The organism is Nocardia bhagyanarayanae, from assembly GCF_006716565.1.
GTDB classification, from domain to species: domain Bacteria; phylum Actinomycetota; class Actinomycetes; order Mycobacteriales; family Mycobacteriaceae; genus Nocardia; species Nocardia bhagyanarayanae.
This window is the reverse complement of record NZ_VFPG01000001.1, coordinates 1,441,946-1,457,819: the sequence shown is the minus strand read 5'-3', so window position 1 is coordinate 1,457,819 and position 15,874 is coordinate 1,441,946. Positions and strand designations below refer to the sequence as shown.

At 68.0% G+C, this 15,874-nt stretch carries 15 protein-coding genes; 5 read left to right on the top strand and 10 right to left on the bottom strand.

Translation table 11 applies throughout. From position 1 onward, the window contains the following. The first annotated feature begins 35 nt into the window (after positions 1-35). The 5 genes from sigM (at position 36) to FB390_RS05965 (ending at position 4,363) form a co-directional block, all read left to right on the top strand. Positions 36-584: an RNA polymerase sigma factor SigM gene (gene sigM, locus FB390_RS05985; protein WP_425465896.1), complete on the top strand. Its 549-nt coding sequence runs from the start codon at positions 36-38 to the stop codon at positions 582-584. Positions 585-703: 119 nt separating this feature from the next. Continuing rightward, positions 704-1,570: a hypothetical protein gene (locus FB390_RS05980; protein ID WP_141808051.1), complete on the top strand. Its 867-nt coding sequence runs from the start codon at positions 704-706 to the stop codon at positions 1,568-1,570. A gap of 88 nt (positions 1,571-1,658) precedes the next feature. Then, a complete protein-coding gene (trxB, locus tag FB390_RS05975) occupies positions 1,659-2,645 on the top strand; it encodes a thioredoxin-disulfide reductase (protein WP_067786315.1) in 987 nt (328 codons plus the stop codon). A 33-nt stretch (positions 2,646-2,678) separates the two neighbouring features. Beyond that, positions 2,679-3,005, top strand: coding sequence for a thioredoxin (gene trxA / locus FB390_RS05970; protein WP_141808050.1), 327 nt, complete (start codon positions 2,679-2,681; stop codon positions 3,003-3,005). Between the two features lie 161 nt (positions 3,006-3,166). Continuing rightward, the gene (locus tag FB390_RS05965) at positions 3,167-4,363 is read left to right on the top strand and encodes an N-acetylmuramoyl-L-alanine amidase (protein WP_141808049.1); all 1,197 of its coding nucleotides are present in this window, start codon (positions 3,167-3,169) and stop codon (positions 4,361-4,363) included. A 57-nt stretch (positions 4,364-4,420) separates the two neighbouring features. Here the strand turns inward: FB390_RS05965 and FB390_RS05960 are convergent, their stop codons facing one another. The 10 genes from FB390_RS05960 to rpmH form a co-directional block, all read right to left on the bottom strand. Further along, positions 4,421-5,149 (bottom strand): GNAT family N-acetyltransferase, encoded by a 729-nt coding sequence (locus FB390_RS05960; RefSeq protein ID WP_141808048.1) that lies wholly within the window; start codon positions 5,147-5,149, stop codon positions 4,421-4,423. 250 nt (positions 5,150-5,399) lie between these two features. Beyond that, complete coding sequence (locus tag FB390_RS05955) at positions 5,400-6,419, bottom strand: ParB/RepB/Spo0J family partition protein (protein ID WP_141808047.1); 1,020 nt, start codon at positions 6,417-6,419, stop codon at positions 5,400-5,402. A gap of 70 nt (positions 6,420-6,489) precedes the next feature. After that, the gene (locus FB390_RS05950) at positions 6,490-7,440 is read right to left on the bottom strand and encodes a ParA family protein (protein ID WP_246124243.1); all 951 of its coding nucleotides are present in this window, start codon (positions 7,438-7,440) and stop codon (positions 6,490-6,492) included. A gap of 2,441 nt (positions 7,441-9,881) precedes the next feature. Further along, positions 9,882-10,652 (bottom strand): DUF5984 family protein, encoded by a 771-nt coding sequence (locus FB390_RS05945; protein WP_246124242.1) that lies wholly within the window; start codon positions 10,650-10,652, stop codon positions 9,882-9,884. 914 nt (positions 10,653-11,566) lie between these two features. Further along, positions 11,567-12,361 carry a 16S rRNA (guanine(527)-N(7))-methyltransferase RsmG gene (gene rsmG / locus FB390_RS05940; RefSeq protein WP_141811572.1) on the bottom strand — a complete coding sequence of 265 codons (795 nt, stop codon included), beginning with the start codon at positions 12,359-12,361 and terminating at the stop codon, positions 11,567-11,569. Positions 12,362-12,598: 237 nt separating this feature from the next. Further along, positions 12,599-13,150 (bottom strand): Jag family protein, encoded by a 552-nt coding sequence (locus FB390_RS05935; RefSeq protein WP_141808045.1) that lies wholly within the window; start codon positions 13,148-13,150, stop codon positions 12,599-12,601. Between the two features lie 79 nt (positions 13,151-13,229). Further along, positions 13,230-14,315, bottom strand: a complete 1,086-nt coding sequence (gene yidC, locus FB390_RS05930; RefSeq protein WP_141808044.1) for a membrane protein insertase YidC — start codon at positions 14,313-14,315, stop codon at positions 13,230-13,232. A gap of 4 nt (positions 14,316-14,319) precedes the next feature. Then, entirely contained in the window at positions 14,320-14,673 is a 354-nt protein-coding gene (gene yidD / locus FB390_RS05925) for a membrane protein insertion efficiency factor YidD (RefSeq protein ID WP_141808043.1), read from the bottom strand. Next, the gene (gene rnpA, locus FB390_RS05920; protein ID WP_141808042.1) at positions 14,670-15,134 is read right to left on the bottom strand and encodes a ribonuclease P protein component; all 465 of its coding nucleotides are present in this window, start codon (positions 15,132-15,134) and stop codon (positions 14,670-14,672) included. Before rnpA ends, yidD begins: the two co-directional genes overlap by 4 nt. Before the next feature lie 21 nt (positions 15,135-15,155). Continuing rightward, positions 15,156-15,299, bottom strand: coding sequence for a 50S ribosomal protein L34 (gene rpmH, locus FB390_RS05915; protein ID WP_006550910.1), 144 nt, complete (start codon positions 15,297-15,299; stop codon positions 15,156-15,158). Between the last annotated feature and the right edge of the window lie 575 nt (positions 15,300-15,874).

Here is a 15,874-nt window from a genome sequence, read left to right as displayed (position 1 = left end):
TCGCGGCCCGTGAGCGCTCGTTCGTGCCCGGCGAGCTGTCCGACCGGGAACTGCTCAGCGCCCACGCGCGCGGCGAGCGGCACGCCTTCGCCGAACTACTACGCAGGCACAACGATCACCTCTGGCAGACGGCCTTGCGCACGTCGTACACCCGCGAGGACGCCGCGGACTCGTTGCAGGACGCGCTGCTCTCCGCGCACCGCACCGCGGGATCGTTCCGCGCCGAGGCCGAGGTGCGCAGCTGGCTGCACGCCATCGTGGTGAACGCCTGCCTGGATCGGATCCGCCGCAACAAGACTCGACGGGCGGTCTCGCTGTCGCCCGATACGCTGCCCGAACCGCGCGACGAGCGGGACGAGTTCTCCGAGGTCGAGATGTCGATCGTGGTCGACCGCGCGCTGTTCTCGCTGCCGCCCGATCAGCGCACCGCGCTCGTCGCGATCGACCTGGAGGGGTATAGCGTGTCGGAAGCGGCGGCGATGCTGGGGGTTCCGGAGGGGACGATCAAGAGCCGCTGCGCTCGGGGTCGACAACGCCTGCAAGAGCGTTTGGATTTTCTCCGCGATCCGGGGAACCGGAAGTAGTGGCGATGCGTCATTAATAGTGACGAACACCTGAGCGATGTACAGATGGCGCCGCGAGGTCCCGCGACGCCACCGCGACAGACAAGACAGTTACGTCGGATGAGAACACTGGAGGTGCGATGGCGACCCGGTCCGTACCGCAGCCTCCATTTTCGCCGGAGCTCCTCGCCGATCTGCATGCCGACAACGTGGATCCCGAACTCGGCGCACAGTTGTGGCCCGCCGTCCGCGCCGACTCCGACGCGGTGCGCTACCTGCGGTCGCTGGACGAGGTGACGACGCGGCTGCGCACCCTGCGCACCGACGAGCGCGTCGTCCATCCGATGCCCGAGGACGTCTCCGAGCGGCTCGCGGCCTTCGTCGCCGAACTGGAGCTGGGCGAGGAGCCGACCGAGCGGGTCGCCACCGTTCGTCGGATCGGCGCCACGGCATCCGCCGACGACGCCGAACCCGAGGTTGCGCTGCGAGATCAGCGGGTCCTCGGAAACGGCAGCGAGCCAACGGCTTCCGAGGACCGGACCGAACGCATCGCCACGCCGATTCCCTTGGCGCCGCACCGCGATACAACACAGCACCGCGGTAGACGCTTGCGCTGGATCGCCGCCGCGGCCGCCGTCCTCACGGTGATCGCGGGCACCGGCATCGGCGTCCAGATGCTCGGCGGCGGTGACGTGACGACCACCGCGAAGCCGACGCCGACCGGCGATCGGATCGGCGACGATCTCACCCCCACTGCCGCGCTGGCCGCCCTCGGCCGCAACGACGTCACCGGGCCGCTCGGCAGCCGCTCCGCGCTCACCCGCTGCGTCGCCGCGGCCGGGATGGAGCGGGCCGTCCTCGGCTCGATGAACATGCGATATCAGGGGAAGGACGCGGTGCTCATCCTGCTGTCCGGCACCGTCCAGGGCAAGATCACAGCGCTGGTCGTCGGCCCCGGCTGCACCACGGGCGACCCGCAGGTGCGCAAAGTCACCGACATCGGCTGACCGAGCACGGGCCCACCGGCGCGGGAACAACAGCGTTTAGGCTGTTGTTGACCGTCACGTTCCCCTCAGATCTTTCCGGAAGGGCCCCATGAGCACGCCAGTTCGCGACCTGATCATCGTCGGCTCCGGCCCCGCAGGCTATACCGCAGCCGTCTACGCCGCACGCGCCGAACTCGAGCCGTTGCTCTTCGAGGGCACCCAGTTCGGCGGTGCGCTGATGACCACCACCGAGGTCGAGAACTTCCCCGGCTTCCGCGACGGCATCATGGGCCCGGACCTGATGGACGAGATGCGTGAGCAGGCCAAGCGTTTCGGCGCGGACATCCGCACCGAGGACGTGGACGCCATCGACCTGAGCGGACCGGTCAAGACGGTCACCGTGGGCGATCAGACCTACCAGGCGTACGCGGTCATCCTGGCGATGGGCTCGGCCGCCCGCTACCTGAACGTGCCCGGTGAACAGCGACTGCTCGGCCGCGGCGTGAGCGCCTGCGCCACCTGCGACGGCTTCTTCTTCAAGGGCCAGGACATCGTGGTGGTCGGCGGCGGCGACTCGGCTATGGAGGAGGCGACCTTCCTCACCAAGTTCGCGTCGAGCGTCACCATCGTGCACCGCCGCGAGGAGTTCCGCGCGTCGCGGATCATGCTCGAGCGCGCCAAGGCCAACGAGAAGATCAAGTTCGTGCTGAACGCCGAAGTGATCGAGGTGCACGGCGAGAACGCGGTGACCAGTCTCACCCTCCGCGACACCCGCACCGGCGAGACCTCCGAGCTGGCGGCGACCGGCCTGTTCGTGGCGATCGGCCACGACCCGCGCAGCGAGCTCGTGCGCGGCCAGGTCGAGCTGGACGACGAAGGCTATGTGCAGGTCGAGCATCCGACGACGGCCACCAAGGTCCCCGGCGTCTTCGCCGCGGGCGATCTCGTCGACCACACCTACCGGCAGGCCATCACCGCTGCGGGCACCGGCTGCCGCGCCGCGATCGACGCCGAGCGCTGGCTGGCCGAACAGGGTGACATCACCGCGAACACCCTGGACGCCGCCGGCCAGCCGGTCGCCGTGAACGCCAACTGATCTCGCTCGTACCGATTCACAAGGAGATACCCCATGTCCGAGAACACGGTCACCGTGACCGACAAGTCCTTCGCCGACGAGGTGCTGCTCAGTGAGAAGCCCGTGCTCGTCGACTTCTGGGCGGATTGGTGCGGTCCGTGCAAGATGGTCGCCCCCGTGCTGGAGGAGATCGCCGCCGCGAACGCGGACAAGCTGACCATCGCCAAGCTGGACGTGGACGCCAACCCGGAGACGGCCCGCGAGTACCAGGTCCTCTCCCTGCCCACTATGATGCTGTTCCGCGGCGGCAAGCCGGTCAAACAGATCGTCGGCGCCAAGGGCAAAGCGGCCCTCCTGCGCGAACTGGAAGACGTGATCTGACGGCGCGAATCCACGACGCGCCGTAGGATGCCTGCACCACCCCCGTAATTGTCGGATTCCGGGGCAGGTCTGAGACAATCGACCGACGCTCCGGTCGTGCGAGGGTGTATGCCGTCGCATGAGTGGGTACCCGGGTTGACGGAAGGAAAGGGCTCTCACGCATGCACCGACTTCGTCACGGTGATACCGGTCCAGCCGTCGCTGAGGTTCGGAGCACCCTGGCAAGTCTTGGCTTCCTGCACGCACACGCAATCGGCGCCGATCACGGCGACGCGCGCGAGTACTGGAAGGACACCGAAGCTTCCTTCGACCACCACCTCGACTCCGCGGTCCGCGCGTTCCAGCAACATCGCGGTCTGCTCGTCGACGGTGTGGTGGGTCCGGCCACCTACCGGGCCCTGAAGGAGGCGTCCTACCGCCTCGGCGCGCGCACGCTGATCTACCAGCTGTCCGCGCCGCTGTACGGCGACGATGTCGCCACATTGCAACGCAAACTGCAGGACCTCGGCTTTTACGTTCATCGGGTGGACGGGTACTTCGGCCCGCACACCCACGACGCGCTCACCGCGTTCCAGCGTGAGATCGGCCTGTCCGCCGACGGCATCTGCGGGCCGGACACGCTGCGTTCGCTGGAATTGCTGGGCGCGCGCGTCACCGGCGGCAACCCCCACCGCATCGCCGAAGAAGAGGTGGTGCACCGGGCGGGGCCGCAGCTCACCGGCAAGCGGATCGTCATCGATCCGGGTCTCGGCGGTCCCGACAAGGGATACGCGGTACCGACCGAGTACGGCGACGTCTACGAGTCGGAGATCCTGTGGGATCTGGCCAGCAGGCTGGAGGGCCGGATGGCCGCCACCGGCATGGAGACGTTCCTGTCGCGGCCGTGGGGCGCGAACCCCACCGATGCCGAACGCGCGGAGACCTCCAACGCTTTCGACGCCGACCTGATGATCTCGCTGCGCTGTGCCACCAACCCGAGCCCGTCGGCGAACGGTGTGGCCAGTTTCCACTTCGGCAACTCGCACGGCTCGGTCTCGATGATCGGGCAGGTGCTGGCCGGGTTCATCCAGCGCGAGGTGGTGGCCCGCACGTCGCTGCAGGACTGCCGTACGCATTCGCGCACCTGGGATCTGCTGCGGCTCACCAAGATGCCGACGGTCCAGGTCGACATCGGTTACCTCACCAACGAATACGACGCCTCGGTCCTCACCAATCCGCGGATGCGCGACGTCATCGCCGAGGCCATCCTGATCTCGGTGAAGCGCCTGTATCTGCTGGGTCAGGACGATCAGCCGACCGGCACGTATACGTTCGCCGAGCTGCTGGCCGAAGAACTGGCCGCGGCCGACCGGACCTGAGACTCCGTCTCGGAGAAAGCCCCCGCCGAGTGTGTGATCGGCGGGGGCTTTCTCGTCTCAGCGTGCGCCGGCCCGAGTGGGGACCGTCATCGACGCGGCGGCGAGCAGCTGATCGAGCGCGCGCTCCACGTCTTCCTTCCAGCCGTGATCGGAATCCAGCTCCAGACGCAGCCGCGGGAAGCGGTGGTGCGGTGCGACCACCTCGAAGCCGAACTCCTCGAGCAAGTCCGCCTCGATCATGCAGGTCTGCGGTGAGCATTCGGTGGGGGCGGCCGCGGCGGAACCGCGGACCGGGGCGCCGATCCGCTCCATGAGCGTCATCGAACCGACCAATCGGTCCGAGAGCCGTTTGGTGGGCGGGTCGGTACGGATGCCGAAAGCCTCCAGTGCGCGAACACCGCGCCGCACCAGATCCGACACCACGGCCTGCACCAGGCGGTGGGCGACGTCCTCGTCCCGGTGCGGGAACTCGGTGCGGAGCGTGGTCAGCAAGATGGCGTCCGGGCTGACCGGGGAAGTGGGGAACAGCGTCGCGCGCGGCACGGCGCTGGGCGGCGAGTACAGCGCGCAGCCCGCCACGCTGCCGTCGACATGGGCCACCTGGCCGCACGAACCCCATTCGAGCATGACCGTCGAAAGCCAGGCCTCTTTTTCGAAGACCGGATCACTGAACGCGCGCGAGTCTTCTGCGACGGCGGGATCGATCTCCCAGAAGACACAGCGCCGGGCATGCGCGGGCAGCTTGTCCAGTCCGTCGAGGGTAAGTGCTGTGACGCTGGTCGACACCGCTCTGCTCAGCCTCCAGCTGTCCGATTCATCCACGCTCACGTCGCATCAATGTCTTCTCGCCAGCAAGAATAAGCGATCAAGCGAATCCGCCTCATTCCACGTCGCTGTGCTGTTGGTCGGAGCCCTCGTGCCAGGCCGTCGGCGCGCGCAATCTCACTGTCGCACCGCCCTTTTCGACGCCGTCACAGTGACGTTTCGACGCCGGGCCCGTATATACCGAGAACACGGGGCTATTTTGCCTCTTCTGTCACTGACCGAGCTGCTCTTGCGCCATCAGACCGACGATGCGCTCCAGATCTTCCACGGACCCGAATTCGACGACGATCTTGCCCTTGCGCTTGCCGAGACTCACGGTCACCCGGGTATCGAACGAGTTCGACAGCCGCTCGGCCACGTCCTGCAGACCGGGCATGTGGATCGGCTTGCGCCGGGGAGCCGGGGGAGTGGCCGCGTCCGGATCACGGTTGGCCAGAGTGACGGCTTCCTCGGTGGCACGCACGGAGAGACCCTCCGCGACAATGCGGGCGGCCAGCACCTCCTGTGCGTCGGCACCCGCTTCGAGTCCGAGCAGGGCGCGTGCGTGACCGGCGGACAGCACGCCGGCCGCGACCCGTCGCTGCACCGGGATCGGCAGCTTCAGCAGACGGATCATGTTGGTGACGACCGGACGGGATCGACCGATCCGGGTGGCCAGTTCTTCGTGGGTTACGTCGAATTCCTCGAGCAGCTGCTGGTATGCGGCCGCTTCTTCCAAGGGGTTCAGCTGCACCCGGTGGATGTTCTCCAGGAGGGCATCGCGCAGCATCGACTCGTCGGCGGTCTCCCGGACGATCGCCGGGATCGCTTCCAGGCCCGCCTCCTGGGCGGCCCGCCAGCGGCGCTCGCCCATGATCAGCTGATAGCGGTCCGCCTCGACGCGACGCACCACGATCGGCTGCATGAGGCCGAATTCGCGGATGGAGTGGACGAGTTCGGCGAGCGCTTCTTCCTCGAAGACCTGGCGCGGCTGCTTGGGATTCGGCTCGATCTGGTCCGGCGGAATCTCGCGGTAGACCGCGCCGCCCGGGGTGGCGAGGTCGGCCTCGTCGGCGGTGTCGTCGGGATCAGGGACGCGGTGCAGGTACGCCGAAGCGGGCTGCGGACCGATGGGATCGAGGCCGATCACCACGTTGGCCGCGGCGCTGCCGAGTCCCTGCGTGGTCGCGGGCCCCGTCGGGATCAGCGCCGCCAGACCTCGTCCTAGCCCGCCCTTCTTCGCCTGACTCATCGGCCCACCGATCCCTTCCCTCGTTCGCCACCAAACCGGGTCACGCCGACCCGGGTCACCGGTACCCGAATCACTCCGCGCCGTTCGCGGCCTGCCGGGCCATCGCCCGCTGGGCCATCTCACGCCCGGCGTCGAGGTAGCTCATCGCACCCCGGGAGCCTGGATCATAATCGAGCACGGTCATTCCGTAACCCGGCGCCTCCGAGACCTTCACGCTGCGCGGAATCACCGAGCGCAGCACCACATCGCCGAAGTGGCCGCGCACTTCCTCCGCGACCTGGTCGGCGAGCTTGGTGCGCCCGTCGTACATCGTGAGAATCACCGTGGACACGTGCAGCTCGGGATTCAGGTGCGCCTGCACCAGACCGATATTGCGGAGCAACTGGCCGACGCCCTCCAGCGCGTAGTACTCGCACTGGATCGGGATCAGCACCTCCTTGGCCGCGACGAGCGCGTTGACCGTCAGGAGGCCGAGGGAAGGCGGGCAGTCGATCATGACGTAATCGATGTCGTAGCCCGCGATATTGGCCTCCTGGATGGCGCCCTTGAGGCGGCCCTCCCTGGCGACCATCGAGACGAGTTCGATCTCCGCACCCGCGAGATCGATCGTCGCCGGGATGCACAGCAGCCGCTCGTTGTGCGGACTCTGCTGGATAGCGTCCTTGACGGAGACCTCGCCGATGAGCAGTTCGTAGCTGGAAGGGACACCCGAGTGATGCTCGATGCCGAGGGCGGTGCTGGCGTTGCCCTGGGGATCGAGATCGATCACGAGCACCTTCATCCCCTGATGCGCAAGGGCCGCGGCAAGATTCACCGCCGTCGTCGTCTTACCGACGCCACCCTTCTGATTCGCGATGGTGATGATGCGCTGCTCGCGAGGTTTCGGCACTGTCACCTTTCCTGGATGCAATATCTGACTTGCGCGCTGAGCCTCGGCCGCGATCGGGGTCTCGCTGGGGGAGATGTGCCCGAACGGTGTGCTTCCGAATGCCTCCGCGTCGAAGTTGCTGGAGTCCAGCATCCCCGGCACGCGCGACGTAGTTTCCCGTGAAACATTCGCCGGACCGCTCGACATAGACAGCTCCTAACCAGAGAACTACAGACCACGTGCCCTCGGCCCACGCCGGCGCCGTGTCTTCAACAGCCTGTGTCGGATCGAACATGATGCTCCGTCGGGACGGCGCCCGATCAACCGAGCGGAGCTGTCCCGCACACCCACATCCCACCGTGGCATCAACGCTCACGCCCGACGCACACTAGCTTGCCAGCACTGAGCGCTAGAAGAAAGTTGAATCGCGGCGACACGCAGATCCACGCGAATGAACATTGCGTGCCGCAGGATTTCCGGCGGGGAGTGTGATTTCCACTGGGCAGATTGCGGGTTCGGGGTGCCAGGTTGGGGTGCATTCGGCGAGTTGAACTTTGCGCGCCCTCGCAGATCTTCTTGTGTGGAGGAGGAATCGGGGCGTCGTCGGGTTGTGCTGTTGATTCGCGGACTGCCCCGGCCGTGCACCGGACAGGCGATGTTTCACGTGAAGCATTGGGTGAAGGGCGGAATGCCGCGCTCCTACGGAGAGTGGCGCTGCGCCTTCCATTCACGCATTCAAGACGCTGGCACTCTCGTCTATGCAGCGTCGTGTCTCGTTGCTTGGACGTCGCACAACCAATGGCAGGCTCGCGCCGCGCGGTTGGATCGTCCGCTTCTCGCCGCCGACTTCACAGGGAGAACTGCCCGCAATCGAGCTCGCATCGCCGAGCGATGCTTCACGTGAAACATCCACCCAAATCCCGGCTGCGCCCTCGGAACCACTGTCCATCGCACCATCCACCAAGCTGTGAGACCGAGCGTCGGGGCGCGCACTGCTGCTGTCGGGGCGCGCCATCGGACCGCGCCATCAAGGCACTCCAGCGGGCAAGGGCCGCCCCGGCCCACTCGCCAGGCTCGCGATCGAGCCGTGCGATCCGGGGGAGCAATCCGCCTGCGCCATCAGCCCGAACCTTCAGGACGCGCCGTCGGACCGCGCCGTCGGACCGCGCCGTCCGGCCGAACCTTCAGGCCGCGCCTTCGGGTCGCGCCGTCGGGCCGGGCCATCGGACCGCGCCATCGGACCGCGCTATCCGGCCGAGCCATCGGGTCGCGCCATCGGACCGCGCCAACGGACCGCGCTATCCGGCCGAGCCATCGGGTCGCGCCATCGGGTCGCGCCATCCGGCCACGCCTTCGGGTCGCGCCTTCGGGCCGAACCTTCGGGCCGAACCTTCGGGTCGCGCCATCGGGTCGCGCCATCCGGCCACGCCTTCGGGTCGCGCCTTCGGGTCGCGCCTTCGGGCCGAACCTTCGGGTCGCGCCTTCGGGTCGCGCCATCCGGCCGAACCTTCAGGCCGAACCTTCGGGTCGCGCCTTCGGGCCGAACCTTCAGGTCGCGCCTTCGGGTCGCGCCTTCGGGTCGCGCCGTCGGACCGCGTCGTCCGGCCGAACCTTCAGGCCGCGCCTTCGGGTCGCGCCTTCGGGTCGCGCCGTCGGACCGCGTCGTCCGGCCGAACCTTCAGGCCGCGCCTTCGGGTCGCGCCTTCGGGTCGCGCCTTCGGGTCGCGCCTTCGGGTCGCGCCTTCGAGTCGCGCCTTCGAGTCGCGCCATCGGGCTGAACCTTCGGGCCGAACCTTCGGACCGAACCTTCGGGTCGCGCCATCGGGTCGCGCCATCCGGCCACGCCATCCGGACACGCCGTCGGACCGCGCCATCGGGTCGCGCCATCCGACCGAGCCATCCGGCCGAACCTTCAGGCCGAACCTTCAGGGCGCGCCATCGAGTCGCGCCTTCGAGTCGCGCCATCCGACCGAGCCATCCGGCCGAGCCATCGGGCCGCGCCATCGGACCACGCCTTCAGGCCGCGCCATCGGCCGCACCGTCCGGCCGTACCTTCGGGCCGCGCCATCGGACCACGCCTTCAGGCCGCGCCATCGGCCGCACCGTCGGGTCGCGCCTTCAGGCCGCGCCATCGGCCGCGCCATCGGGCCGCGCCATCCGGCCGCGCCATCCGGCCGCGCCTTCAGGCCGCGCCATCCGGCCGCGCCATCCGGCCGCGCCTTCAGGCCGCGCCATCCGGCCGCGCCATCCGGCCGCGCCATCCGGCCGCGCCATCGGGCCGCGCCGTCAGACCGCGCCGTCAGACCGCGCCATCGGGCCAAGCCGTCGGGCCAAGCCGTCGGGCCAAGCCATCGGGCCAAGCGGTGGCCCGAGTTGTCGGCGGCGAGCGTTCCAGGCGCAGCGATTCCAGATGCGGGCTGTCGGAAGCGGTGGCGGGCACGGGCGCGGATGCGCGATGCGGCAACGCCCCAGCCGCGCGAATAGCGGTGAGGCTCGCTGGTTTGGAGAACCGGCGAGCGGCCCTGAGGCGCCGCCGAATTCGTATGCCGAGCGATGCTTCACGTGAAACATCCGCGGTCCGCAGTTCCGTGCGTTCACGCCAGATGCGGAGCCAGGATGGCCGCGCCTGCGCGTACGGCGGCCCAGTCGGTGTCGTCCTGCCGTGCCAACGCCCGCGGCAACCACGTCCGGCGCTGGGCCTGTTCCCGAATCAGCGCAGGGATATCGAGCTCGATCCCCGGGATACCACCGGCCGCAACCAGGTGGTCGACACGCTCCTGCATGGCTTGCAGCAGCCGGTGGTCGAAATCGGTTATCGCGGCTATGAATTCCTTCGTGCCGACCGTCCGCACGCCCGACGGCGGCGCGGAGAACGTGATCTCACCATCGGGATCGGGTGCGAACCGCCACGCCACGGTGACCGTGTCCTCGGGGGCGAGGGTGCGCCACCAGCGAAACGCGGGCCCGAATCGCAGATACGAAGTGTCGGTCCAGCGCAGGCCGTACGCCTCGGAAGCGGCGTCGATCGCTGGATCGTCGAGGAGAGCCGGATCTCCGGTGTCGACCCACCCCTCGGAGCCAGCGGCGAAGAACTGCGCCAAATCATCCGGTACCGGCTCGAGGGCCGAGGGCAGAACGGCGAGCAGGTCCTCCCACAGCCGCACCACGTAATAGTCCACCCACGACGTCACGGCGGCGCCGCCATGGCCTATCGAGTTCCCGGACCGCTCTGCATATCTCAGCAACTCGACACCCCCAACCTCCAGGCAGTACCACCCCTGGGTGAGCCCGAACCAATGCAGACGGCGATGCTCCCCCCACGGAACAACCTCCTCGAGGGGCGCCAACTCGAACCGGACACGCATCATGCCCCGATTCAACTGATCACCCCGCGCGCTGTCGACCGCATTCGTGGATCGCGGGTCGATCGCCCTGCGAACGTTCTGCACCGTTCACTGGTGGCGCTGGCACGGAGATCGAACACGACGCGATGTAATCGGCATGAGCGCGCGTTCGGCACCGCCGTGACGACTGAACCGGACTAGGGGATCAACGTTCGGCGGGACTCGACATCAGCAAGTTCGAGCGGCCGGGCGATGCTTCACGTGAAACATCCGCCGAGCGATTCCAACCCAGCCCGATTCGACGCACCTCTCGCCCACAAAGCGAACCGCACAACTGAGCCCTCGCCCGAGCCGACTGCTCCGGACCCGAAGATGAATCGGCCGAGCTATCGGGTTGAGCGAGGCCTGATCGTACTGAGCCATCCGCCCGGCATCAGGAGCGCCGTCTCGTCACACTCTCTGGCCGAGCCATCGTGGCGGCGTTGGGTCAAGCCATCCGGCCGTGCGGTCGAACTAAATCGTCGGGGTACGCGAACGATTCGAACCGATCCGCGGAGCCAGCGTGCCGCGCCAAAGGTCAACCGCAAGCCGCACGGCTTCCGGCCCTGTATGGCGCTCAGAGCCACGCTCGGCGGCTAGCGGTACCGACCGGCGGGAATACACCGATCCCGCCGTGCTGCGCACCACCCGGCCAAGCTAATCCGCCGAGGATCGGGAGACCAGCTGTCAGGCCGCACCGTCTGGACATCGAAGCAGCCGTCCTCGCGGGGGAGCGCAGGCCGACCAAGCGATGGCGCCGAGGCAGGCTGCGCTACGGGCGAGAGATCCGGCCGAGTCGTCCGATGACGCCAACCGGTCGAGGGATCTGGAGGTCGGCGGATCGGGACGCTGTTTCATGTGAAACAACGCGCAAGGCGCGGGAAGGACCCGCGGCCCTACTTCTCGCTCGAGCGACGGCGTTCGGTGTTGCGGCGGAGGACTCCGCCCTCGGGGCGGCCGGTCGCGCGGCGGCTACCGACCTTCTCCGTGCGGCGGCGTGGTGTGCGTTCCGCTCGTGGGAGGCGTTCGGCGCTGATCACCACCGTGGGTGTATCGAGCACTCCCACACCGCATTCGAGGACCTCGAACTTACCGGCGCCCGCGCGGGTCAGTGCCTCGCCGTCGCGCTCCAGCTCTTCGGTTGCGCTGACGCCCTTCAGGGCGAGCATGCGGCCGTGGTCGCGGAGGAGGGGGAGGGACCACTGGGCGAGTTTGGCGAGGGGGGCGACGGCGCGGGAGGTGACGACGTCGGCGCCGCCCGCTTCCTTCATCACGCCGGATTGTTCGGCGCGGCCGCGGACGACGGTGATGTCGAGTCCGGCCGCTTCGATGAACTCACTCAGGAAGGCGGTACGGCGCAGCAGCGGCTCGACCAGGGTGATGCGTAGGTCGGGGCGGGCGATGGCCAACGGGATGCCGGGTAGCCCCGCACCGCTGCCGATGTCGACGACGGTCGTTCCTTCGGGCATGAGCTCCGCGACCACCGCGCAATTGAGGATGTGCCGATCCCAGAGCCGCGGCACCTCGCGCGGTCCGATGAGACCACGCTCGACACCCGCGGTCGCGAGCGCCGCACAGTAGCGGCGGGCGATGTCGAGCCGATCGCCGAAGACGGTGGCGGCCGCCGCGGGCGGCTCCAGCTCGGTCGGCAGCGCGGCGCTTCCACCGAGTTCTCGTTCCACGTGAAACATCCTTCCGAGCTCGAGGTCGACCAATTGCAAGAGGGGAGGGGTGTCCGCCTCGGCCATGGGCCGCAGCGCCCCCGGCATGGAGAAGGCCTCCGGTCCGAAGACCAGAGGCCTAGACGACACTATCGGACCGCCCTCCGCCCTCGGACCGCGCACGGCCCGAGCGAGGCGGAGGCACTCCAATCGAATCATCAATCGTCAGCGTGACGAAACGCGCCGCCCTTCGGCACGGTCGGGCGATCAGCCCGGAACGACCACCACGAAGCGGTTGGGCTCCACGCCCTCGCTCTCGCTGCTGACTCCTTCGATCGCGGCGACGGCGTCGTGCACGATCTTGCGTTCGAACGGCGTCATCGGATCGAGCGATTCCGGTGCGCCGGATTCCAGCACCCGCTTGGCGGCGGCCGTGCCGAGCGCGCTCAGCTCGGAGCGGCGCTTGGCCCGCCAACCCGCCACGTCCAACATCAGGCGGCTGCGCACGCCGGTCGCCTGCTGCACCGCGAGCCGGGTCAGCTCCTGCAGCGCGTCGAGCACCTCGCCATTGCGGCCCACCAGCTTCGACAGGTCGCGGCCGCCGTCGATGCTCACGACGGCACGGTCACCCTCGACGTCGAGGTCGATGTCGCCGTCGAAGTCGAGCACGTCGAGCAACTGCTCGAGGTAGTCGCCCGCGATCTCGCCCTCTTCGATCAGGGCTTCCTCGGCATCGCTCACGACATCGCCGGCATCCGTTCCGGCGTTCACCACACTCGTCGCCACGGTGGCGTCCCCTCCGTCGGTCTCAACAGTCATTTGGATTCCTTCATCTGTCCATCGCGCGCGCCGGGCGCGAGGCGCCGGGCGGTTGCGCGATCACGAGTTTGCTCGGCGGTCAGCGGCGACGCTTCTGGTTGGCGCGGCCGCGCTGACCCGAACGCTTCTGCCCACCGGGCTTGCGCTGTCCGGCGGCCTTGCCTGCCGCGGTCTTCCGGGTGCCGTTCGCCGACGGTTCCGCGTCGGCCTGCTCGGCGTCGACGGCGGTGGCCGCCGCGGGCTTCTTCTTCGTGCTCACCGGCTTGGCGCCCGGCTTCGGCGCGTTCTGCGCGCGCTGCTCGAGCTTGGCCTGCTTCTTGGCCTCTTCTTCTTTCGCCATGCGGCCGAAGACGAGGTGCTGCTGACCGTAGGTCCAGATGTTGTTGGAGACCCAGTAGATCAGGATGGCGATCGGAAGGAACGGACCACCGACGAGCACGCCGAGCGGGAAGACCCATAGCGCCAGCTTGTTCATCAGCGCCGCCTGCGGGTTGGCCGCGGCCTCCGGGGTCTGCCGCGCGACCGAGGCGCGGGCGTTGAAGTGGGTCGCCAGACCGGCGATCACCATCAGCGGGATGGCGACCAGGGCGATGCTCACCCGGCTCGGGATGCCGCCGTAGTCGGCGAAGGCGAGCAGCTCGTTGGCCGGGGTGGTGATGAACGCGGAGATCGGCGCGCCGAAGATACGGGCGCTCAGGAAGGACTGGACGTCGGCCGCGTTGAAGACGTAGTTCGCGGTGTTCGCGTTCTCCTCGGGCGTCATGCCCAGCTGACCGAACCCGTGACCGGTGCGGTTGAACGAACGCAGGACGTGGAACAGACCGAGGAACACCGGCACCTGCGCCAGGATCGGCAGACAGCCCATCAGCGGGTTGAAGCCGTGTTCCTTCTGGAGCTTCTGCATCTCCAGCGCCATCTTCTGGCGGTCGTTCTTGTACTTCTTCTGCAGCTCCTTGATCTGGGGCTGCAGCTCCTGCATCTGTTTGGTGGTGCGCACCTGCTTCACGAACGGCTTGTAGAGCACGACGCGCAGCGTGAAGACCAGGAACACCACCGCCAGTGCCCAGGCCAGGCCGTTGTCCTTGCCGAGGCCCGGGATGGCCGCGAAAGCACGGTGCCAGAACCACAAGATCCAGGACACCGGGTAGTAGATGAAGTCGAGCACGGCTCTATGCACTCCCGTCGTTCGTGTCGCCGATCACCGCGTGCGGCGATCCTTTACAAGCGTGTGGCGCCGACGACGAGGCGTCGGCCGCAGCCTCGTTCCGTGCGCGATGTTTGCGCTCGGGAACGGGGTCCCACCCACCAGGGTGCCAGGGCGCGCATTTGGCCAATCGCACGACCGTCAGTCCGAGGCCGACGAACAGCCCTCGGGTTCGCAACGCGGTGACCGCGTACTCGCTACACGTCGGGGTGAAGCGGCACACCGGCATGCGGGTGGGGGAGACATAGGTCCGGTAGAGCTCGATCAGGAAGATCAGCGTACGGGCGGGCAGCCGGGCCAGGACGGCGGCGAATCTCACGACGATACATCCGCGTCGACGGCGACGGGTCGAACCCGTGTGCCGGTCCGGCCGGGGGCCTGAGCGACGCCCAGCTTGCGCAACCCGCTGCGCAACTGCCGCAGCAGTTCGTCGGATTCCGCGGTCGCGGCGCCGGGCAGCGCCCGGATGACGATGTCGGCTTCGGCGGGCAGCTCGCTGACCACTTGGGCGCACATATGACGCAGGCGGCGGGCCACCCGGTGTCGAACCACCGCGGAGCCCACCGCCTTGCTGACAATCAATCCGAACCTCGGCCCACCGACGCGAACGAGCGCTCCGGTGGCTACCGGAGCACCATGTCGTTCGTCAGCGCCCACGACTCCGTCATACCCGTGCACGAGCGCGTGTACGACCAGATCTCGCCTCCCGATTCGCTGGCCGCGGCGCACCGTCCGGGAGAAGTCGGCACGATGATGCAACCGATACGGCTCAGGCAACACCCGAGCGTCCGAGAGCGAGGATCAGGCAGTGAGGGAAGCGCGGCCCTTGCGGCGACGCGCCGAAACGATGGCGCGACCCGCACGGGTGCGCATCCGGAGGCGGAAGCCGTGAACCCGCGCCCGACGACGGTTGTTCGGCTGGAACGTCCGCTTGCCCTTGGCCACGGTCAACACTCCTCGAGTTGGTGGGCGCCGTTCGGCGCCCGAAGCTTGTCGGTGATACGTATGTGCGCGATGAATCGCGATGTCATCATCGGCGCGCGTCGGTCCTGGCGCACACGGTCGTCAATCGACCTAACGCGGTCAGCACGGGACCGCCACCGCACCAAGGGGTGACTGTACGAGGGTACTGATCAGCTCGAGACGGGTCAAACTCGGCCCCCATGCGAATCCGGTGCGCTGCCCGGCGACGCGCCCGGGCTTCTTCGTGACTTCGTCCACACCCCTAGGCGCGCCGAGCGGGCCGACGAGCGATACGTTGCCAGAGGGTTGCTACAGATCCGCAGGTCGGGGCGTGATCCCCGCGAACTTCGAGCCCGTTTCACATTTCCCCAGGGTTTTCCACATCTGTGGATAATTGTGTGGAAAGACCCCTGGAGTGGCATATTCGTAGGCCGACGGCGCCAACGCCGCTGCCTTGGTACGGGGGAATCCGAGCAGCGTCCACACGGCTACGGACGTACGCGGGATCACAGGATAGCCCATCCACGAACCTGCTCGCGTACCCCGGCCGTCTGCTC